The 20,206-nt window shown below is 64.3% G+C and carries 20 protein-coding genes; 3 read left to right on the top strand and 17 right to left on the bottom strand.

The genetic code is table 11. From position 1 onward, the window contains the following. Positions 1–164: 164 nt before the first annotated feature. From NKG95_RS25080 to NKG95_RS25120, 9 genes are all read right to left on the bottom strand, one after another. Positions 165–1,187 (bottom strand): LacI family DNA-binding transcriptional regulator, encoded by a 1,023-nt coding sequence (locus NKG95_RS25080; protein ID WP_353042831.1) that lies wholly within the window; start codon positions 1,185–1,187, stop codon positions 165–167. A 50-nt stretch (positions 1,188–1,237) separates the two neighbouring features. Beyond that, positions 1,238–2,032: an ATP-binding cassette domain-containing protein gene (locus tag NKG95_RS25085; RefSeq protein WP_353042832.1), complete on the bottom strand. Its 795-nt coding sequence runs from the start codon at positions 2,030–2,032 to the stop codon at positions 1,238–1,240. A gap of 4 nt (positions 2,033–2,036) precedes the next feature. Continuing rightward, a complete protein-coding gene (locus tag NKG95_RS25090; RefSeq protein WP_023716806.1) occupies positions 2,037–3,023 on the bottom strand; it encodes an ABC transporter permease in 987 nt (328 codons plus the stop codon). 107 nt (positions 3,024–3,130) lie between these two features. Then, complete coding sequence (locus NKG95_RS25095; RefSeq protein WP_023716807.1) at positions 3,131–4,063, bottom strand: substrate-binding domain-containing protein; 933 nt, start codon at positions 4,061–4,063, stop codon at positions 3,131–3,133. Positions 4,064–4,420: 357 nt separating this feature from the next. Further along, positions 4,421–5,248 (bottom strand): SDR family NAD(P)-dependent oxidoreductase, encoded by an 828-nt coding sequence (locus NKG95_RS25100; RefSeq protein ID WP_352484093.1) that lies wholly within the window; start codon positions 5,246–5,248, stop codon positions 4,421–4,423. Continuing rightward, positions 5,245–6,153 (bottom strand): SMP-30/gluconolactonase/LRE family protein, encoded by a 909-nt coding sequence (locus NKG95_RS25105; protein ID WP_352515634.1) that lies wholly within the window; start codon positions 6,151–6,153, stop codon positions 5,245–5,247. The genes NKG95_RS25100 and NKG95_RS25105 overlap by 4 nt, the downstream gene beginning before the upstream one ends. Further along, the gene (locus NKG95_RS25110; RefSeq protein WP_352850407.1) at positions 6,150–6,983 is read right to left on the bottom strand and encodes a carbohydrate ABC transporter permease; all 834 of its coding nucleotides are present in this window, start codon (positions 6,981–6,983) and stop codon (positions 6,150–6,152) included. Before NKG95_RS25110 ends, NKG95_RS25105 begins: the two co-directional genes overlap by 4 nt. Beyond that, a complete protein-coding gene (locus NKG95_RS25115) occupies positions 6,980–7,903 on the bottom strand; it encodes a carbohydrate ABC transporter permease (protein WP_352484091.1) in 924 nt (307 codons plus the stop codon). The genes NKG95_RS25110 and NKG95_RS25115 overlap by 4 nt, the downstream gene beginning before the upstream one ends. 37 nt (positions 7,904–7,940) lie before the next feature. Next, positions 7,941–9,383, bottom strand: coding sequence for an extracellular solute-binding protein (locus NKG95_RS25120; RefSeq protein WP_352494002.1), 1,443 nt, complete (start codon positions 9,381–9,383; stop codon positions 7,941–7,943). 294 nt (positions 9,384–9,677) lie between these two features. Here NKG95_RS25120 and NKG95_RS25125 point away from each other — a divergent pair, with 294 nt between their 5' ends. Both NKG95_RS25125 and NKG95_RS25130 read left to right on the top strand, forming a co-directional pair. Beyond that, positions 9,678–10,475 (top strand): SDR family NAD(P)-dependent oxidoreductase, encoded by a 798-nt coding sequence (locus tag NKG95_RS25125; protein WP_023716813.1) that lies wholly within the window; start codon positions 9,678–9,680, stop codon positions 10,473–10,475. A 5-nt stretch (positions 10,476–10,480) separates the two neighbouring features. Then, entirely contained in the window at positions 10,481–11,497 is a 1,017-nt protein-coding gene (locus NKG95_RS25130; protein ID WP_352484090.1) for a LacI family DNA-binding transcriptional regulator, read from the top strand. Positions 11,498–11,611: 114 nt separating this feature from the next. Here NKG95_RS25130 and NKG95_RS25135 read toward each other — a convergent pair whose 3' ends face one another. The 8 genes from NKG95_RS25135 to NKG95_RS25170 form a co-directional block, all read right to left on the bottom strand. Then, positions 11,612–12,826, bottom strand: a complete 1,215-nt coding sequence (locus NKG95_RS25135; RefSeq protein ID WP_353042833.1) for a CoA transferase — start codon at positions 12,824–12,826, stop codon at positions 11,612–11,614. Then, complete coding sequence (locus NKG95_RS25140; RefSeq protein WP_352639063.1) at positions 12,823–13,827, bottom strand: MaoC family dehydratase; 1,005 nt, start codon at positions 13,825–13,827, stop codon at positions 12,823–12,825. The genes NKG95_RS25135 and NKG95_RS25140 overlap by 4 nt, the downstream gene beginning before the upstream one ends. Positions 13,828–13,842: 15 nt before the next feature. After that, positions 13,843–14,127 carry a muconolactone Delta-isomerase family protein gene (locus NKG95_RS25145; protein WP_023716817.1) on the bottom strand — a complete coding sequence of 95 codons (285 nt, stop codon included), beginning with the start codon at positions 14,125–14,127 and terminating at the stop codon, positions 13,843–13,845. Then, a complete protein-coding gene (locus NKG95_RS25150; RefSeq protein WP_353042834.1) occupies positions 14,106–15,140 on the bottom strand; it encodes a thiamine pyrophosphate-dependent dehydrogenase E1 component subunit alpha in 1,035 nt (344 codons plus the stop codon). Before NKG95_RS25150 ends, NKG95_RS25145 begins: the two co-directional genes overlap by 22 nt. Next, positions 15,137–16,144 (bottom strand): alpha-ketoacid dehydrogenase subunit beta, encoded by a 1,008-nt coding sequence (locus NKG95_RS25155; RefSeq protein WP_352850395.1) that lies wholly within the window; start codon positions 16,142–16,144, stop codon positions 15,137–15,139. The genes NKG95_RS25150 and NKG95_RS25155 overlap by 4 nt, the downstream gene beginning before the upstream one ends. A 95-nt stretch (positions 16,145–16,239) precedes the next feature. Beyond that, entirely contained in the window at positions 16,240–16,713 is a 474-nt protein-coding gene (locus tag NKG95_RS25160) for a VOC family protein (RefSeq protein WP_352850393.1), read from the bottom strand. Positions 16,714–16,732: 19 nt separating this feature from the next. Then, positions 16,733–17,530, bottom strand: a complete 798-nt coding sequence (locus tag NKG95_RS25165; RefSeq protein ID WP_352789876.1) for an SDR family NAD(P)-dependent oxidoreductase — start codon at positions 17,528–17,530, stop codon at positions 16,733–16,735. 39 nt (positions 17,531–17,569) lie between these two features. Next, the gene (locus tag NKG95_RS25170; protein WP_352715759.1) at positions 17,570–18,703 is read right to left on the bottom strand and encodes an enolase C-terminal domain-like protein; all 1,134 of its coding nucleotides are present in this window, start codon (positions 18,701–18,703) and stop codon (positions 17,570–17,572) included. Between the two features lie 247 nt (positions 18,704–18,950). Here NKG95_RS25170 and NKG95_RS25175 point away from each other — a divergent pair, with 247 nt between their 5' ends. Then, positions 18,951–20,138: an ABC transporter ATP-binding protein gene (locus NKG95_RS25175; protein ID WP_353042835.1), complete on the top strand. Its 1,188-nt coding sequence runs from the start codon at positions 18,951–18,953 to the stop codon at positions 20,136–20,138. Positions 20,139–20,206 lie beyond the last annotated feature (68 nt).

Raw genomic sequence — 20,206 nt, forward strand, 5'->3', positions numbered from 1 at the left:
CAACGTCGGCATCGCATCTGGGAGGAGTAGATGGCCGACGCTTATGAACTTACTGGTTGCCCAATGATTCGGCAACCACAAAAGTTGCATAGCTGATGTGCAGATTTGCGGTATCAACCGAATTTTAACGATCGAGGCCGAGCGAACACCGCCCTCGCGCGGCATCACTGCACCGGGACATTTTCCTTGAAGATCAGGCGCGGCTCGATGAATTTCCGCGTCAGATAGGGCGCCGACGAGGCGATCGAGCCGAGCAGGCGAATGACCGACTGTTCGGCGATCAGCCTGGCATTCTGGTCGATGACGACGTCGAGCAGATCGTCGACGAGATAGCCGCGCGTTTCGCGCGTCAGATCATGGCAGATGAACACCGGCTTTTTCTGCGGTCTGGCTTCGAGCAACGCTTTCGCCACGCCTGATCGTCCGGCGCCGATACAGTAGATGCCGAGCAGCTCCGGCTCGTTGTGCAGCGCCTTCATGGTCGCGGTGTAACTGACCTCCGGCTCGTCGTTGATCTCGACGGCACTGGTGACGGTCAGATTGGGGAACTCCTCGCCGAGCACGGAGCGAAAGCCCATTTCGCGTTCCTCGTGGCCGCGATAGGAACGTGAGCCGACCACCATCGCCAGATGGCCTTTGCGGCCGCCGAGGAACCGTCCCATCAGCAGCGCCGCGGTGCGGCCCGCCACCCGGTTGTCGATACCGACATAGGCCGAGCGGGGCGCGCCCGGAACGTCGGACACCAGCGTGACTAGGCGGATGCCGGCCTCGACGATCTCGCGCAAGATGTTGCGCGTCCTTGGATGATCGACGGCAATGACGCCGACCCCGTTCGCCTTGAGGGAGAGGTTTTCGACGGCTGTCTGTAAGGCGCTCGGCGAAATGCCGGTGAGCTTATGGATGCGGCAGGAGGCGACCAGCGGCAGGCGCGCCGCATAATCCTCGATGTGCCTGGCCAGATCGGCCATGAAGGCATTGCTGCCGATCGGCAGGAAGAATTCGAGATGCGCCGGCCGCGAGGGCAACGCGACCTGGTCGACAACCGGCAGATAGCCGAGCTGCTTGGCCGCCTCCATTACGCGCTGCCGGTTGGCGGCACTCGCCCCCGGCCGGTTGTTGAGCACACGGTCGACCGTCGCGGTCGACAGGCCGCAGCTCCTGGCAAGATCCGAAACGGTGGCTTTCATCTCGCAACCATGTGGCGATGCGATCCAGTGCCTCGGCGGTCAGCCGGCGGTCAGTCGTGCCGCTTTGTGCGCTCGACCAGCGCGTCGTGGATCTCCTTGTCCGACATGCCGGTGATGACGCGTTCGACTTCGGCGACGCTGGTCTTCTTCGGGTCGATATCGTCGGCGACCACCTTGCCGCGGCGCATGACGACGATGCGGTCGACCACCTGGAAGACGTGGTGGATGTTGTGGGCGATGAAGATGCAGGAATGGCCGGAATCGCGGGCGCTGCGCACGAAGCTTAGAACGCCTTGCGTTTCGGCGACGCCGAGATTGTTGGTCGGCTCGTCGAGGATGATGAGGTCGCTGTCGAAATGCATGGCGCGTGCAATCGCCACCGCCTGCCGCTCGCCGCCGGAGAGCGAGCCGATCGGCGTCGTCGGCGGAATGTTCTTCGAGATGCCGACCTGCTTGAGCAGGTCGCGGGCAACCACGTTCATCGCCTCCTGGTCCATGCGGTTGAGGAAACGCGGCGGCTTGATCGGCTCGCGTCCAAGGAACAGGTTGCGGGCGATCGACAGTTGCGTCACCAGCGCCGAGTCCTGGTAGATCGTCTCGATGCCGTGGGCGATGGCGTCGCTGGTGCTGCGCAAATTTACCCTCTTGCCGCGGATGAAGATGTCGCCGCTGGTCAGCGGGACCGCGCCCGACAGCACCTTGATCAGCGTCGACTTGCCGGCGCCATTGTCGCCGAGCAGTCCGACGATCTCCCTTTCGTTCACATGGAAATTGGCATCCACAAGCGCCTGCACGCGGCCATAGGACTTGCGGATGTTCGTCATGCGGATCAGTGGCTCGGCCATCGTCTCAAGTCCCTGCCTGATGCCGGCGTTCCAGCCATGAGTGGAGCGCCATCATGCCGAGGATGATGGCGCCGATGAAGATGTTGTAGGCAAGGCCCGGCACGCCGATCAGCACGATGCCATTGCGCATCACGCGCAGGATCAGGATGCCGAGCACCGTGCCGATGATGGTGCCGCGCCCGCCGGTCAGCGCCGTGCCGCCGATCACCACCATGGCGATGACTTCGAGCTCGTAGCCGGTGCCGCTGTTGGGGTTGGCCGCCGAGGTGCGCAGCGAGCTGATGACGCCGGCAAGCGAGGCCAGGATCGACGACAGGATGAACAGGCCGATCTTGACGCCGCTGACATTGACGCCGCGCGCCCTTGCAGCGCTTGGGTTGCCGCCGGCCGCCTGGATCCAGTTGCCGGTCCGGCTCTGCGTCAGCACGTAGCCGAGCGCGACTGCGGCCGCGATGAACCAGAACAGCGACATATAGATACGGAACGGCCCGATGAAGAAATCGCCGACCAGCGCTTCCGCAAGCCAGCTGCCCTCGGCGCTCCAGGTCCGCTGCGGAAACCCGTTGGTGACGAACAAAGCGGTGCCGCGCACCACCAGCAGCATGCCCAGCGTCACCAGGAAGGACGGGATCTTGAGCTGCGTCACGAACCAGCCATTGACCAGCCCGATGAAGGCGGCAACCACCAGGGCAACGGCGAAGGCGGCTTCAAGCGAGGTGAGACCGCTGTTGAACAGCGTCCACATCAGGACCGGCGAGAAGCCGAACACCGAGCCGACCGAGAGGTCGAATTCGCCTGATGTCATCAGCAGTGTCATCGCCAGCGCGATCAGCCCGAGTTCGACCGTGAAGGCCAGCGTGTTCGAGATGTTCTGCGGCGACAGGAAGTCGTGATTGATGCCCCAGAACACGGCAATCTCGACGACAAGCAGCACGAAAGGCCCGAACTCTGGCCGCGCGATCGAGCGTTGGATAAGGGAACGATTTTCCACCTTGGACCCGCGATAGGATTGGAACTGGCCGAGACGGCAACCGGCTTCGGCGGAATGATGAGACAGTCACGGCCGCCGGAGCGGCCGTGACCAACTCGATCGCGGATTTATTTGCCGGACAGGATCTTGTCGTAGACTGCCGCGGTGTCCTTCTCGTAGAGCGCGCCGGTGATCACGTCGAAGCCGGGCGGAATGCCGCTCGCCGCCATGTTGGCGAGCGAGAGCGCGACGTAGCTGGTCGCCTGCGGATCCTGCCACTGGCCGGCATTGACGTAGCCGTTCAGCACTTCCTGGGTGGTATCGAGCGAGTTGCCCCAGCCGACAACCGGGATTTCGCCCGGCTTGACGCCGACCTGGTCGAACACTCGCTTGATCGAACCGGTGACAAGGTCGCCGAGACCGATGACCGCCTTGACCTTGGCCCTGTTGGCGGTGAGGTAATCGACCATGCGGTTGATCACTTCGGCCTGGTCGAGCGTCGCTTCGGTGATTTCATAGGTGATGCCGAGCGGCTCGAAGACGCTCTTGATGCCTTCCTCTTCCTGGACGCCATAGGTGGCGCCGGGAATTTCGACCGGCATCCAGACGAAGTCGCCCTTCTTCACCAGGCCCTTGTCGACCAGATACTGCGCCCAATGCTTGCCGAAGGTGACGTTGTCGCCGCCCACATAGGCGTTGAAATCCGCCTTCGGGTCGGGCGTGTTGAAGTTGATGATCGGGATGTTCGCCGCCCGCGCTTCCTTGACGATCTCGACAAGGCTGCCCGGATCGGGGCTGGTGGTGGTGATGCCGTCGGCCTTGGCGGCGATTGCGGCGCGAACGGCTTCCTGCTGCGACGCCACGTCACCATTGTGGAACGAGGTGTTGACGGTATTGCCGGTGTCCGTCGCCCATTGCTTGGCGCCGGCAAGGAAGTAGGTCCAGACCGGATCGGCCGGGCCGCCATGCGAAATCCAGTAGAATGTCTTGGCCTGTGCCGCGGCCGGAATGGCCAGCGCCACCACCAAGCCAAGTACAAGCAGTCTTAGCCTCGTCAGCATTTGATTTCCTCCCATTTGAACCGAACTCCTCCTCCCACGACGATCGCGGCGAAAAACCGTGCGCGGCACAAACCGTGATCGTATTCTGCCAGCGTCGACCTGGGTGCATTAGAGCATTCCCTTTTTCGATCGATGGCAAGCCTTCATCTGCCAGTGGTAGTTGGCGCATCCGCAGGCGCCATCAGCCCTACCATCAGATTGCATCAGTTTGCGTGATATTTTCCAGGCAGGCGATTCCTGGACTGCGTCGGCCGGATTGCTCCCGGCGCCCATCTACTCCAAATGACCATGACGTCCTTTGTCGTGGGCGCTGCGGGCCCGTTTGATACCGAAGACCTCAGGTTCCGGGTGTCAAGATCAGCCCTTGATCCAGGCGGGGTCGCGAAAATTGTCCCATGTGGCACCGATGCCTGCATCGACCGGAATGGCAGCGCCTGTAATGCCATTGGCTATGGGCGAGGCAACGAACGCAATCGCCGCTGCTATGTCACGCGGTGTCAGCACCCGGCCGAGCGGATGCCGCTCGGCGTAGGAGGCGAGGATCTCGTCGCCATTCGGCAGCGCTGCCAGCCGTCCGGCCAGCAGCGGCGTATGGGTCACGCTCGGGCAGACGCAATTGACCGTGACCCGGTCCCGCGCCAGGTCGAGCGCCGCCGCGCGGGCAAGGTTGAGCAGCGCTCCCTTCGACACGCAGTAGGAGAACATGCCGTGCTCGGCCTGCAGTCCATCGAGGCTGGAGAGCAGCACGATGGCGCCGCTCTTTTGCTTGCGCATGCCCTTGGCCGCCTCGCGCACCACCAGGAATGAGCCTCGCACGTTGACGCCCATCACCTGCTCGAAATCCTCGACCGAGGTCTCGAACACCGGCCCGCCGGCGCCGAGCACGCCGGCACAGGCCACGGCGACATCGATTTCGCCAAGCTGCTTGCGCGTCGCCGCAAAGGCATCGGCGACGGTCTTCTCATGACCGGCATCGCCTTCGAAGGCGATCGCTTTCCGACCGATGTGCTTGACCTGCCTGGCGGTGTCTGCAGCAGCGCCCGCGGTCCAGTCGAGGATCGCGACATCGGCGCCGAGATCGGCCAGTGTCAGCGCCGTCTCGCGGCCTATGCCCGAGCCGCCGCCGGTGATGAAGGCGACCTTGCCTTGATAGGAAAGTCCGGGAAACGGTTCGCGCGGGCTCATGCGCCGGCCTCCGCTGCCATTTTGATCGTGCCTTTGTAGGTCGGGGCGCCGCCGCCCGGCACTTTCAGCCGCCACAGGCGCCCGGCATAGGACGGTTTGTCGCTCGATGCCAGCACGCTGGCGTCGGTCACCCACAGCGTCTCGCCATCGAAGGCGAGATTGGTCGGCGCGCCGCCGCACTTGATGAAGCCCTTGATGGCGCCGTCGCGGGCGACGACATGGATGCCGCCGCCGACCAGATCCGTGACCAGCAGCGAACCGTCGGCGGCGATCGTCATGCCGTCGAGGATCGGGTTATCCCCCGGCATGCGGCCGAGATCCTCGATGCTGCCGTCGCCCTTCAGTCGCCTGACACGGCCGGTGTAAGATTCGTCCCAGACGATCGAGCCGTCGGCCTCGACGACGATGCCGTTCGGAAACACCGGTTCTGGGAAGGCCACCTTGATTGTCGCCTTGCCGTCCGGCGCCAGCGCAAAAATGTAGCTCGGGTCGGGACTGGCGGGATTATAGGTGCCGGGGTCGGTCCAGACCAGCGTACCATCCGGCGCAAAGACCAGATCGTTCGGGCCATTGAGTTTGACGCCCTCGACCTCGGTCACCAGAATTTCCGGCCCGGCGCCCGGCCGCACCCGCTGGATCGATGGCACGGTCATCTCAGGCGCGCGCCACGGACCGACGGTGCCGCCGTTCTGGCAGACATAGAGCGCGCCGTCGGAGCCAAGCACGCAGGAGTTCGGCGCGCCGGTGACATAGGCGAATTGCCTTGCCTTGTCGTCCTTGCCAACGATGGTCAGCTGGCTGCGGTAGCTTTCGACGAAGACCAGGCTGCCGTCCGGCATCACGGTCGGCCCTTCCGGCCATCCGAGATTGTCCGTCACCAGTTCCGGCGAAAGATCGTTCTTCATTTCACGGCCCCTGCGGTTAGTCCGCGCACGATGTAGCGCTGGACGAAAAGCGAGAAGAGGAGGATCGGGATGACGGTGACGACGCCGACCGTCGCGGCGATGTTCCAGTCGATCGGTCGCTGCGCGCTGACCAGGGTCGCGGCACCCAGCGATATGGTCTGGAAGGCACGGCTGTCGATGACGTAGAGTGCGACCAGGAACTCGTTCCAGATGAACAGCGCGCCGAACAGCGCTGCCGTCACCAGGCCCGGCCGCACGATCGGCAGCATGACGTGCCACAGCACACCGACGCGCGTGCAGCCGTCGATCATCGCCGCTTCATCGATCTCGCTCGGGATTTCGTCGAAGAAGCCGATCATGATCCACACCACGAGCGGCAGCGAAAAGGCGATATAGGGCAGGATCAGGCCCGGATAACTGTCCTGCAGGCCGGCCGTCTTGACCATCAGAAACAGCGGAATGGCGACCGCGATCGGCGGCATGAAGCGCATCGACAGGATGGTGCTTGCCAGCTGCTCGCTACGCTTGAAGCGCAGCCTTGAAAACGCATAGGCCGCCGGCGTGCCGATCAGAATCGCGGCTGCGGTTGCGATGCCGACCACGATGATGGAGTTGAGGGTGAAGGCCAGCATCCCCTGGCTGAACAGCACCTCATTGTAGTTCTTGACGATCTGCGTCCAGTTGAGGTTGAGCGTCGGTGGCACCTGCGCCAGGATCTCGATGCGCTTCTTGGTAGACAGCACCGCCAGATAGAGGAAGGGCGCGGCGCCGAAGATGCCGAGCACAATGAGGAAGAGGTAGGCGATGACCCGGCCCGGGCGGATACTCATCGCGAGTTCCCGGGCCGGATCTGGACGTATCTGAGCATCACTGTCGTGCCGACGGCGAGGATCAGAAGCATCATGTAGGCGACCGCCGCGGCATAGCCGTAATTCTGGAACTGGAAGCCGTTCTGGAACGAGAAAAAGGACAGCGTCGTCGTGCTGCGCGCTGGCCCGCCATAGCTCAGCCCGTAGATCAGGTCGAACGAACGGAAAGCATCGACGGCGCGGAACACGGCGGCGAAGACGATGGCCGGCGTCAGCATCGGCAGCGTGATGCGCCGGAAGGTGACGAATGGGCCGGCGCCGTCGACCTGGGCGGCTTCGAAGACGTCCTGCGACAGCGCCTGCAGGCGCGCAAAGACGATGATGAAGACGAATGGCGTCCATTGCCAGCAGTCGACGAGGATCACCGTGACCATCGACATGCCGACCGAGCCCAGCCAGTCGGGTGGCGTCAGTCCGATCTGCTTTATCGCCCAGTTGACCAGCCCCCAGTCCGGATTGAGCAGGGCGCGCCACATCACCCCGACGATGATCGGCGTCATCAGCATCGGCAGCAACAGGATGCCGCGCACGATCCAGGCGCCCTTCAGCTGCAGGTTGAAGAACATCGCCAGTGCGACGCCGAGCACGACCTGGATGGAAACCGAGAAAAACACCATGATGGCGCTGTTCATGGCGGCGTTCCAAAACAGCGGATCGACCAGCAGGGCACGGTAATTGGCGAGGCCGACGAAATTGCCGGTGCCGGTCGCGGCGGTCAAATCTGTAAGCGACAGGCGCAGGCTGTGGAACAGCGGATAAATGCTGAAGACGATCAGGTAAAGCAGGCACGGGCCGAGGAGCAGCCACACGGCTCTCCCCGGCTCGTCACGTGTGCCGAAGACGAATTTCGTCTGGGTGGCGGCGGTTGTCGCAAGGCTCATCGAAAATCACATCCACAGCGATCCGCGCGGGCACCGATCAGGCAAGGTGGCCTGCCTTCCGCAAGATCGCCTCCCACTGGGTCTGCACTTTTTCACAGGCAGTCTTGGCATCTTGCGTGCCGATCAGCGCCGCGTTGAACTCGACGTTCATGACATCGTTGAGTTGAAAGAATTCCGGGATCAGCGACGTCGGTATGGTGTCGGCCGTCTCGATCGCCGTCAGCGCGTCCTTGAGGTAGGGGAACTTCGCCACCAGCTCGGGATCTGTGAAAGCCGAGGTGCGGTTCGCATCGATGTTGTATTTCTCGATGGAATAGCGGTTCACCGCCTTGCTGGTGATCCAGGTCAGCGCCAGCCAGGCGGCGTCCTTCTTCGCCGGGTCGATATTCTTCGGGATGCCGACCCCCCAGCCGCCTTGGATTGCCCGCGGCGACTTGCCGTCGCCGGAAGGAACCGGGGTGGTCGCGGTGGTCTCGGCGACCATGGAATTCTCGCTGTTCAGGATCGGCCCGGCAATTGTAGACCAGAAGATCATCTGCGCGATCTTGCCGGTGGAGAAGCCGTCGACGTTTTCGGCAAAGCCGTATTTGGTCACATTCTTCGGCGCATAGGGCAGCAGGTCGATCAGCATCTGCAAGGCGCCGATGCCTTCCTTGGAATTGACCTGCGGCTTAAAATTCTTCTCCTTGGCGCTGCCGGTCATCAGCACGCCGCCAGTGGTGATGAAGCGAGTGTACCAGTCGACCGCGGCGAGCGAGAAATCGTTGGCGCCGATGAAGGAGCAACCGGCCACGTCGTCGGTGTTGAGCTTCTCGGCGGCAGCCTTGAACTCGTCCCAGGTCTTGGCCGGCTGCAGGCCTGCCGCGTCGAACAGGTCCTTGCGATAGAAATAGATGACCGACCCGGAATGCAGGCCGGGTATGCCGTAGACGTCCTTGCCTTTGCCAACCGTGCCGGAGGCCATGTCGAAAATGCCGACATTCTTCATCGCCGCCGGGATGAGATCGGCGAAATCCCAGTCCGGCGGCGTTTTTGCGGGATCGTCGATATAGGCGTTGAGCTGCTCGTAATAGCCGCCGCCGACCTGCTGGGTCGTCAGGAACCCAAGATACTCGATCAATTCGAACGAGGATTTGTCTGCCTTGAGGTTCTGCAATGTCTTTTCGATCAGCGCGCCGAGTGCCGGCGAGGTGATCTCCAGTTCCATGCCGGTCTCCTCGACGAATTTCGGCAGCATGTCGGCGAGCGCGCGATGGTCGTTCTCATCGCCGGTCATCAGGATGTTGATTTTGGTGCCGGCGAACTTCTTCATGTCGAAACCGGCGGCGTAGAGCGGCACGGTGCCGCCAAGTCCTCCAAACGCCGTTGCCAGGCCCAGCATGCCGGCGCGCTGCATCAGGTCGCGGCGCGTCAGGCCGCCTGTATCCACGGCGGCGTTTTCGCCGGGCCGCGGGTGATCCGTCTGCTCTTTTCCGCTCATGTCTCACTCCCCAGTTTCTTCTTTGTTCTGCCGACGGGACTGCATCGGTCCGGACGGCAGATTGCATCCGGCGATCTAAATAGTCAATCGATTGCTTAATGATCGCTCAAACGATTGCTTGAACAAACACGTCGTGTTATCGATGCCGTGCTCTATGGGTGAAAATTGTCTCGGGCGCAGGCGCTTGACAGCTGTCGCGCACGGCCTCTACACGCTGGCAAACAACAATGTGCCAGGCGACTGAATGGCGGCCTTCCAGCGCATCCGAAGCCCGAACCGACAGGGAGGTCGTCGATGAGCCTGGGAAGCGTTGTCGTGACAGGTGCGGGCGACGGCATAGGACGCGCCATAGCGATCCGATTGGCCGCCGACGGCTGGAATGTCGTCGGCCTCGAACTTGACCGGGCGGCAGCCGAGGCGCTTGGCAAGACGCTTGGCAACGGCCATCATGCGGTGTGCGGCGACGCATCCGACCGCTCGGTGCTGAAAGCCGCCCGCGAGGCGGCGGAACAACTCGCGCCGTTGCGCGGATGGGTCAACAATGTCGGCATCGCCTTGATGGGCAATCTGCATGAACCCAATGAGCCCGAGGTCGAGCGTTTGTTCGCCGTCAACCTGATGTCGCATTTCTGGGGCTCGTCCGAAGCCATCCGGACGTGGGTTCGAGACCGGGCGACCGGTTCGATCGTCAATGTCTCCTCGGTGCATGGCCGCTCGGCCTTCAACATGTGGGCGGCCTATGATGTGGCCAAGGCCGGCATCGATGCGCTGACCCGCTATATCGCGGTCGAATACGGGCCGATCGGCATCCGCGCCAATGCGGTCGCGCCCGGCGCCGTCCGTACGGCGCTGGTGCAACGCGTGATCCGCGACAGCCCCGACAGCGCGGTGGCTGAAAAGGAAATGTCGATTCAGCATCCGCTCGAGCGCATCGGCGAGCCGGAGGAGATCGCGGCCGCCGTCTCGTGGCTGATTTCGTCCGAGGCCTCGTTCGTCACCGGCCAGTCGCTGGCCGTCGATGGCGGCTTGACCTCGCGCTGCTACCGCTATGCGCCCGACGCGCAACTGCTCGCCATGTACGGAAAGGGCTGAAGCCTTTGAAGCCAATCAGCCCGCCGGGGCGCGCCACGCTGAAGGACATTGCCCGCACTGTCGGCGTCGACGTTTCCACCGTTTCCAAGGTGCTCAACGACGGCGGCATCAGCGTGCGGCCGCAGACGCGCCAAGCAATCATCGACGAGGCAAGCCGGGTCAACTATCGCCCACATGCGCTTGCTCGCAACCTGCGCACCCAGCGCACCGGCGCACTCGGCATTCTGCTGCCCGACCTCACCAATCCAATCTATGCCGAGACGGTGCATGGTGCGATGCGCCAGGCCGAACGGTCCGGCTACGTCATGCTCATTGCCGAGGTTGCGGACGAGCGCACCTCCGCCGCCGCCTATATGCGGTTGGTCAGCGAACGCCGCATCGACGGGCTGATCATCGCCGTCAGCGCCGAAACCAGCGAGATGATCGCTGCCATCGAGAACAATCCGGTGCCGCACGTCTTCGTCAACCGCCGTTCCAGCATCGGCCGCAGCGTCACCGTCGACGACCAGGCTTCGGGACGGCTTGCCGCGCAGACCCTGATCGAGGCCGGCCATCGGCGCCTCGGCTTCATCGGCGCGTTGCCCGAACTCGACACCTCGCGACGCCGGCGCCATGGCTTCGTCGAAGTCTGCCAGGCTGCCGGCCTGCCGGCCGTCGTCGAAATCGCCGGCCCGGTCTCGCGCCGCGGTGGCTACGATGCCTTGCACAGGCTGCTCGATGAGGCGCAACGCCCGACCGGCGTCTTCGCCTTCAACATGCTGGTCGGCATCGGTGCGCTGGCGGCGGCCCGTGTGCGCGGCGTGCGCGTGCCGGACGATCTTTCGGTGGTCACGCTCGACGGCGAGGACGCCATCTTTACCGCGCCGCCGCTGACCGCCATCATTACCCCGCTCGCCGAAATGGGCGCGCGCGCCGTCGTCGAGCTCGAAGCCATGATCCAGGGGCGCGAACCGCAGGATGTCGTCATCGATATCCCGCCGAAGCTGGTTTACCGCGAATCCGTGGCGCCGCCGCCTCGCTAAAGCGGTTCATCGTTTCACGGAAACGCCGAACCGCTCTATCTCTTTGTTTCTACGCAATTCCGGACGGAAAACCGTTTCACACCTTTCCTGGAATTGCGCTAAAGCCTTCGCGGCTCAAGCCGTCGCCGGACCGGCGACGATGCCGCGGTCGTGCAGGCTTCCGATCTCGCCGTCGCTCAACCCCAGTTCGGTCAGGATCTCGTCGGTGTGCTCGCCAAGTACGGGCGCGCGGACTGCAGGAAGCCGTTCCACCGAGGAGAAATCCAGTGGCGAAGTCGGCGTCAGCAGCGATCCGAGACCGGGGTGATCGACCTTTGCGAACATCGGGTTGTCCGTCGAGCAGCGCGGATCCTCGACCAACAATTGCCGGAATGTCTGGTAAGGCCCCCACGAGACGCCGGATGCCGTGAAGATGCGCCGCACGTCGGCGAAGCTCCGTGCCGAAAACCACGGCGCCAGTAGGGCGGCGATCGCCTCGCGCGCCGCATAACGCCCGCCTTCGCTGTCGAGGTCGGCGCCGCTTGTTGCCGCGAGCTTTGCCGTGTCCAGCCCGGTCGCCTGCAGCAGTACGGCCCATTGCCGGCCGGTCAGCGCCATCACCATGACGCGGCGGTCGTCGGCGGTGAGGAAATCCCGCCCGAACGCACCATAGAGATAGTTGCCGTCCTTTTCGGCACTGCCTCCAAGTTCGGCCTGCGCCAGCCGACCGAGATTGCCGGTCATGGCCAGCGCTACGTCCGATAGCGCCAGTTTCACCAATGACCCGTTGCCGGTGCGGCTGCGGTGGCGGTCGGCGGCAAGCACGCCCACCGCCGCCATCTCGCCCATCGCGATGTCCCAGGCCGGCAGCACGCTATTGGTAGGCTCCGTGGCGCCGCGCGCGCCGGTGATTTCGGCAAAGCCGGTTGCCGCGTTGACGGTATAGTCGACCTCGCTGGTTCCATCATTGTTGCCGGTCAGCGCGATCATGATGACGTCGTTGCGCCGGTGCTTCAGGGCCTCGTAGGAGAGGGCGCCGCGCGCCGCAAAATTGGTCAGGAAGATGCCGTTGCCCGGCCCCGGTCTCGCGATCAGACTGGCCACGACGTCCTGCCCTTCGGGCGACCGCAGGTTGATCTGGATCGAACGCTTGCCCTTGTTCATGCCGGCCCAGAACAGGCTCTGGCCGTTGTCCGCCACTGGCCACCGGCCATGGTCGAGCCCACCGCCGATCTGGTCGTAGCGGATCACGTCGGCCCCCAATTGTGCCAGCGTCATGCCGCCAAGCGGTGCCGCCACAAAGGCCGAGCCCTCGACGATGCTAAGGCCGGCGAGAATGCCGCCGCTCATGCGAACAGCCCCACTGATCGCCAGTCGAGCACGTCGGAAATCCCGCCATCGGAAGCGGTCGCCCGCACCAGTGAGCGCAAATGCACCAGCCCACCGCCGCCGGGCAGAGGCTCGCAGTGCCCGATGCCGATTTCGGAGTGCAGCGTGTCGCCCTCGTGCACCGGCCCCAGATGATCGCAGTCCTGCCAGCCCAAAATGGTTACCAGCGACGGCAGTGCACGGGTCAACTGTGCCGCTGCCAGCCCGATCGTATGGCCGCCATAGACGAGGCGCTGCCCCGTCTGGGTGCGGTCATGGTGGATCGTCGCCAGGTTCATCGTCAGCCGCGCCAGCTCCGGCGCGCTGCTCACCACATCGCCGCCGGCAAGGCGATGGATGGTGCCGGCGCTGAGATCGTTGAAATGCGGGCCAGGCACCGCCTTGCGGTAAGCGTCGAGGTTCCATCCGCCGATCGCCGCCGGCGCTCCCGTGAACTCGGATCGCGGCGGATCGGTTTCGCCCTGCGCGGCACCATCCCCTGCCTGTCTGGCCGGTAGTAGCGCGCACCGGCAGAAATCGAGTACCGGTCGGTCCTCCTGATCGCTGGTGGCGATCCGCATGGTGACCAGGCCGCGCGACGCACGCCCCGGCCTGGCGGCGGCGGACCGCAGCCCGATGATGGTGGTAACGGTCTTCAAACTGTCGCCGATCGCCGGCGCCCGGCGAAAGATCAGACCGCGGTAGAAGAGGTTGGCGATCGCCCGCTGCGTCACCAGCGTCGACTGGCCGATCGCCACGTCCCAGACCAGCGCCGGCGCCGCAAAAGGCTGCTTTAGTCCGGTCACGGATGCCGACAGTGCCGCATCGAAGGCCAGCCTTAGCCTGCCGCCGACGATTGTATGGTGGGCAGCGGCAAGGCCGTCGCTCAGCCGCATCACCGGCGCTCCGTCGAAGCGGTCGCCGATGCGGAGATCCTCGTAGAACGGACCGTCGATGCCTATTGCGGGTGGAGACGTGCTCACGCTGCTGATCCTTCGTCAGCTTCGGCCCGGATCAGAAGGATGCGCTGCCAGCGGCCGCACCACCACCTTCAGCCAGGGGTAGAACGGCAGCGACGCGATCGCCTCATGCAGCGCGGTCGCGTCGGGCGCCTCCCAGATGCCGAAATTCGCCCATCGGCCCGGCTGACGCCACAGCCGGCGCACGATGCCGGCCGCGGCCAATTCCTTGGCGCGACGGCCTTCTGCCGCGATCAGCTCCGCCTTTTGCCGGGGGTCGCCGTCGGGCGGGAAATTGACCTCTATTTCGACCAGAAATTCCATCTCTGGTCCCCTCCAGCCGAATGGGCGCCGACATGCGACAGGATTTCGCCGAGATCCGGCGCCGGTGAGTCCAGCACCTCCATTGTCGCCCGCTCCACGGCATCGCTTATGTCGGCCTTAAGCTGGTCGAGACCGCCCGGCGCCAATATTTTTTCGCCGGCCAGCCGCTCTGCCAGGATGTCGATAGGGTCACGCTTCAGCCAGGCATCGAGCTCGCCGGCCGGCCGATAGGTCGCCGGGTCCGAACGTGAATGGCCGGAATAGCGATAGGTCTTCATTTCGATCAGTGTCGGCCCTCCGCCGCGGCGGGCGCGGGCGACGGCGGTCGCCATCGCCTCCGCCACCTTGTCGACATCCTGCCCGTCGGCGACGACGCCCGGCATGTTGTAGCTCGCGGCACGTATGGCGATGTCCTCGACCGGGGTCGACAGCTGGATACGGGTGTATTCGCCGTAGAGATTGTTCTCGCAGACGAAGACCACCGGCAGCTTGCGGATCGCCGCGAAATTGAGCGACTCGTGGAAGGCGCCGATATTGGCCGAGCCGTCGCCGAAAATGGATACGGCGATGCGGTCCTTGCCGCGGGCGCGAGCCGCCATCGCCGCGCCGCACGCGATCGGCAGGCCGGCGCCGACGATGGCGGCGGTCGGCAGCAGCCCGACCTCCGGCTCGACCAGATGCATGGAACCGCCGAGGCCACCGGCGCAACCGATGACGCGGCCGCAGATCTCGCCGATGACCGCCGTTGGCGACACGCCGAGCGCCAATGCATGGCCATGGCCGCGATAGGTGCAGGTGACGATGTCGTCGGGATCGATCGAACGCGCGATGCCGACGGAGACAGCCTCCTGTCCGCTGGCAAGATGTGTGCTGCCGCGGACGTGCCCTTCGGCGAAGAGTTTCTGGATGCGCTCCTCGACCGCGCGGATCTCGACCATGCGCGTGAGCTGCTCCAGCCTGCTCTTCAAGGCCTCGCGCCGCACGATCGGCACATTCGAATTGGAGAGCGTCATGCTGCGTTCCTCCACCACGGCACGGGTGGCTTGTTGGTCGAGACAAGCGTCGCGATCTGCTCTGCCACATAGGCCGGGCTCGGCAGGAAACGGGCTTCCAGCGCGCCGCTATAAGGTACGGGCGCTTCGGGAAGCGTGATACGATGCGGCGGCGCCTTCAGCCGGCCGAACGCCTCGATGGCGATCGACGAGACAACATCGCCGCCCCAGCCGCTGCCGGCCGGCGCCTCCTCGAGTGTCACCAGGCGGCCTGTGCGCGCAACCGATTCGGCAACACTCCGGCGGTCCCATGGCCACAGCGTCAGAAGGTCGACGACCTCGATATTGGCGTGGCTGGTTTCCGCTGCCGCGAGCGCCACCCGCCGCATCGCGCCGCAGGTGACGAGCGTCACGTCGGTGCCGGGCCGCGCGATCTCGGCCTGGCCGAGCGGAATGCGGTAGTTGCGGTCGAATTCGTATTCCTCGCGCTCGGCGTAAAGCACACGCGGTTCGAGCACCACCACCGGATCCGGATCTTCGATCGCCGACCGCAGCAGGCCATAGGTCGTGCGTGCATTGCTGGTCACCGCGACCTTGAGGCCGGGCGTGCCGCGGAACCAGTGGTCGAGCATCTGCGAATGCTGGCAGCCAAACCCCTGGCCGGCGCCGGCGGACGCGCGCACGACGAGCGGCGTCGTCAGCCGGCCGCGCGACAGATAGCGCATCGTTGCCGCCTGCGTCGTCAACTGGTCGAGCGCGACGCCGATGAATTCGATGAACATCATCTCGACCACCGGCTTCAGGCCGCAGACGGCAGCACCGACCGCGGCACCCATGAACGCCATTTCCGAAATCGGTGTGTCGATCACCCGTTCGGGGCCATGCGTGGCAAGCAGCCCCTCGGTCACCTTGAACGGACCGCCGGCGGCGGCGATGTCTTCACCCATGACGATGACGCTGGGGTCATCCGTCATTGCATCGTCAAGCGCCCGCAGAACCGCTTGCCGTATCCAGATTTTAGCCAAGGTTCAGACCTCCCAATGCACTGCTCAGATCGTCGATAGCGTCGGCGAAATCATCGCAGCGGAAAAGATTTGGAAACGTTTTATCGGCACTGGCGTCATTCCGGTTTGTAGCTGCCGAAGGCTTGGGCACTTTCGATGAGCTCGACGCGGAAGCCGTCCGGGTCGATCAGGTAAACCGCCTTGCCGCCCTTGTTCGGCCCGATCGTCGGTGTCACCGGCGGCGACACGGATTGGACGCCCATCGCCGTCAGTTTTTCGTAGAACGACATGAGGTCATCGACGTTGAAAGCGATGTGGCCATTGCCGACATTGCCGTTATGCATGTCGACGGGAACTTGCTCGATGTTGCGGTATTCCAGAAGCTCGAGGCAGACGTCGGTACCGGGCAGGCGTAGGATGGCGCTATGCAGGTCGACTTCCGGATAGCCGACCAATTCGCCGATATAGGGCGCGCGCGGGTTCCATTGAAACGCCAGCTCGAATCCGAGCACGTCGCGATAGAACGCGATCGAGCGGTCGAGCGACCGCACGGTGAAGCCGATGTGATGGGCTTTCGTGATCCTGGCCATTCCGTCTGCGCTCCTTTGATCAGGCGTTCAGATAGCCGTCGTCGCACATGACGACATGGCCGGTGACCAGTTCCGAGGCGTCGCTGGCGAGGAACACCGCCGTGCCGATCAGTTCGCGCGGCAAGCCGAGTCGCGGCCGCGGCATGCGCGCCTTGATGAAATCGGCGGTGATCGAGCTTGTCGCTCCCGCCGCCCTGGTCAGCGGCGATTCCATCAGTGTCGGCCCGATGCCGTTGACCCTGACGCCGCGGTCGCGCCACTCGAGCGCCAGTGCGCGGGTGACCTGCAGGACGCCGCCCTTCGACGCGAGATAGGCGCTCGCCCAGGGATAGGCGTTGAACGAGCCGATCGAGGCGATGTTGATGATACTGCCCTTGTTCTGGCCGAGCATCACTCCGCCAAAGGCCTGGCAGCAGAAATACGTGCCCTTCAGGTTGAGGTCGAGGATGAAGTTGAATTTGTCCTCGGGGAACTCCTCGGCCGGGCTGCGGAAGGCCGAGCCGGCGCTGTTGACCAGTATGTCGATATGGCCGTGGTCGCGCTTGACCGCCTCGGCCAAGGCGAAGCACTGGTCGCGCTTGGTGACATCGAGGCTGGCGACCTCCGCTTTGCCACCCTGTTCGGCGATCGTTGCGCGCGTCGCTTCGGCGCCGGCCATGTTGATGTCGGCAACGATGACGGTGACGCCCAATTGCGCGTAGCCGATCGCGATCGCGGCACCCAGCCCGCTGCCGCCGCCGGTCACGACGGCGACGCGGCCGGAGAGGTCGAAGAGGCCCGCTGCATAATTGGCGGGAACGGTCTGGTCGTCGGTCATCGCTATGCCCGTGTCTAGGCCGCTCCGCGGCGGCTTTGGTCAGTTGAGAATGTGGTCGGGATCCTGGTGCGGCTGGCTCAGCGCCCATTCCCGGTTGAGCATGTCGCCGAAGCCGGGTTTGGCAGGAAGCGGCTTCATCAGCCCGCCCTTGATGATTTCCGGTTGCACCAGGCTGTCCGCATAGGGGTCGACGCCGCTCCACGGCACGCCCCATTCGACCGGCTTGTCGGAAAAGCCCCAGGCGCTGAACACCTGGCTGTGCACATGCGCGAACATGTGCGGACCGAAATCGACGCCCGCGGCAAGGCACTCGTCGATAATGGCGCGGCCGCCGGTAATCCCACCCATGCAGGTCAGGTCGACGCGCACGCGGTCGACGGAGCCGGCCATGATCAGCGCTTCGGGATAGTAAGAGCCGCCCTGTTCGTCGCCTTGCCAGATCGGCATTGGCACGCGTTTGCGCAGCTCGGCGAGCTTCCTGGCGTTTCCCGGCGGGAAGATGTCTTCGATGCAGCCCATATTGAGATCGGCGAGGCGGTTGGCATAGGCGGCAGCCGCGTCGACGTCCGAGAACATCCAGACCAGATCGGTGCCGAGCCAGGCGTCCGGCGCGTTCCTGCGCGCGGCGCGCAGCCGCGCTTCGGATTCATCCAGCGTGACGCCCATTGGCGCCTTGAACCGGCGCCAGCCCGCGGCATAGAGCCCTTTCACCTGCTCGCCGATCTGCTGCGGGTTCATCAGCGCCGGCGGGTAGCCGACGATCGCGGTTGCCGGCATTGGCGCGGTTGTTCCGCCGAGGAACTCGGCGATCGACTTGTCGGCTATCTTTGCTGCCGCGTCCCATGCGGCGAGGTCGACCTGCGACAGCGCGCGCAAGCCGACACCGGCGCTGTGCGAACCGTAGCTGCGCCCCTTGGCTGTCTTGAAGGTCTTCACGCGGTCGCCAACGTCGGTACCGATATAAACTGGGGCGATGCTCTTGCGGATCTGCTCGGCGCAGGCGCCATCCCGCGTCAGCGTGAACGACCAGCCCTCATGGCCGGACTGCGTGCGCAGCCGCACGACCACGAATTCCCTTTGCTTCATCACCCAGTCGCCAAAGATCACCGGCGCCGGCAATTGGCCCTGTATGGCGGCGACGCTGATATCGACGATAGTTGAAGGACCAGGCATTCCATCCCCTCCCAAGGACCCCGGCCGACCCGGGAAAGCGGAGCAACCATAGCCCCGCGAGGCGGTTTGGTCAACCGATTGATCTGGTCTGGTCAAACGATTGACATAGATTCTCGAATTGCCTAGTCTCGCGCCACAATTTCTGGTGCGGGACCGCTTTTGTCGGCAGTCGCCAACGGTGCGAAATGCGCTCCTGCATCGCCCGCGCCTGGCTGCTTGCAGGCCGGTGCGCAGGGAAGGGGTGTTGATGGGATCGATCAGCCTGCAGAAGGTCGGCAAGCTCTATGGCGCCGTTTCGGCGATCCATGGCGTCGACCTTGAGGTCGAGGACGGCGAGTTCGTCGTCTTCGTCGGCCCGTCCGGCTGCGGCAAGTCGACATTGTTGCGCATGATCGCTGGGCTGGAATCCATCACCACCGGCAAGATCAGCATCAATGGCAAGGTGATGAACGAGGTGTCGCCGCGCGATCGCGACATTGCCATGGTCTTCCAGAACTATGCGCTCTATCCGCAAATGACGGTGCGCGAGAACATCGCCTTCGCGCTGCAGTTGCGTAAATTTGCCAAGGCCGAGATCGACCGCCGCGTCAGCGAAGCGGCGCGAATTCTCGACCTCGCCGATCTGCTTGACCGTAAGCCGCGCGAGCTCTCCGGCGGCCAGCGGCAGCGTGTCGCCATGGGCCGCGCCATTGTGCGCGATCCGGAGGCCTTTTTGCTCGACGAGCCGCTCTCCAATCTCGACGCGAAATTGCGCGTCCAGCTACGCGCCGAGCTCAGCCGCCTGCATGTGCGGCTCGGCGTCACCACAATCCATGTCACCCACGACCAGGTTGAAGCGATGACGCTCGGCAGCCGCGTCGCCGTCTTTTCGCGCGGCGCGCTGCAGCAGTACGACACGCCGCACGCGCTCTATCACGCGCCGTCCAACATTTTCGTTGCCGGTTTCATCGGCAGCCCGGCGATGAATTTCCTTGAGGCAACTGTAGTCGATGCCGGGCGCGGCAAGATGGTCGTGTCCATCGGCGACGGTCGGCTGGTTGTGACACCGAAGTCGGATGCCCACGACCTTCCGGCCGGCAGAACATTGCTGGTCGGCCTCCGGCCGGAGCACCTGTCATGGCGGCCTGCAGGCGAAGCTTCGGCCAGCGGGGGGGCAGCAAGCCGTCTGGCCGCCCGTGTCGAGCTGGTCGAACAGCTCGAACCTGAATCCTTCATCGCGGTGGCTCCAGCCAATCCCCAGGTCGTCATCCGCACCGCTGATGATTATTCGATCGGCACTCCCGCCGATCCGGCCGAGCTGGTGCGCCGGGATGCCCGCCTGATCGTGCTTCGCGTCAGCGCCGACAAGGTGCCGCGCCGCGACACGATGCTGGAACTCGTCATCGATGGTAGCCGCGCGCATCTCTTCGACGGCACCACGGGCAAGGCGCTGTGATGAGAACGCGTGCCGCCTCGAATTTCACCGAAGTCTTTGCGCTCGATCTTGGCGGGGGTCTTGTCGTC

The organism is Mesorhizobium sp. M1423 (assembly GCF_040317575.1).
In the GTDB taxonomy this organism is placed as follows: domain Bacteria; phylum Pseudomonadota; class Alphaproteobacteria; order Rhizobiales; family Rhizobiaceae; genus Mesorhizobium.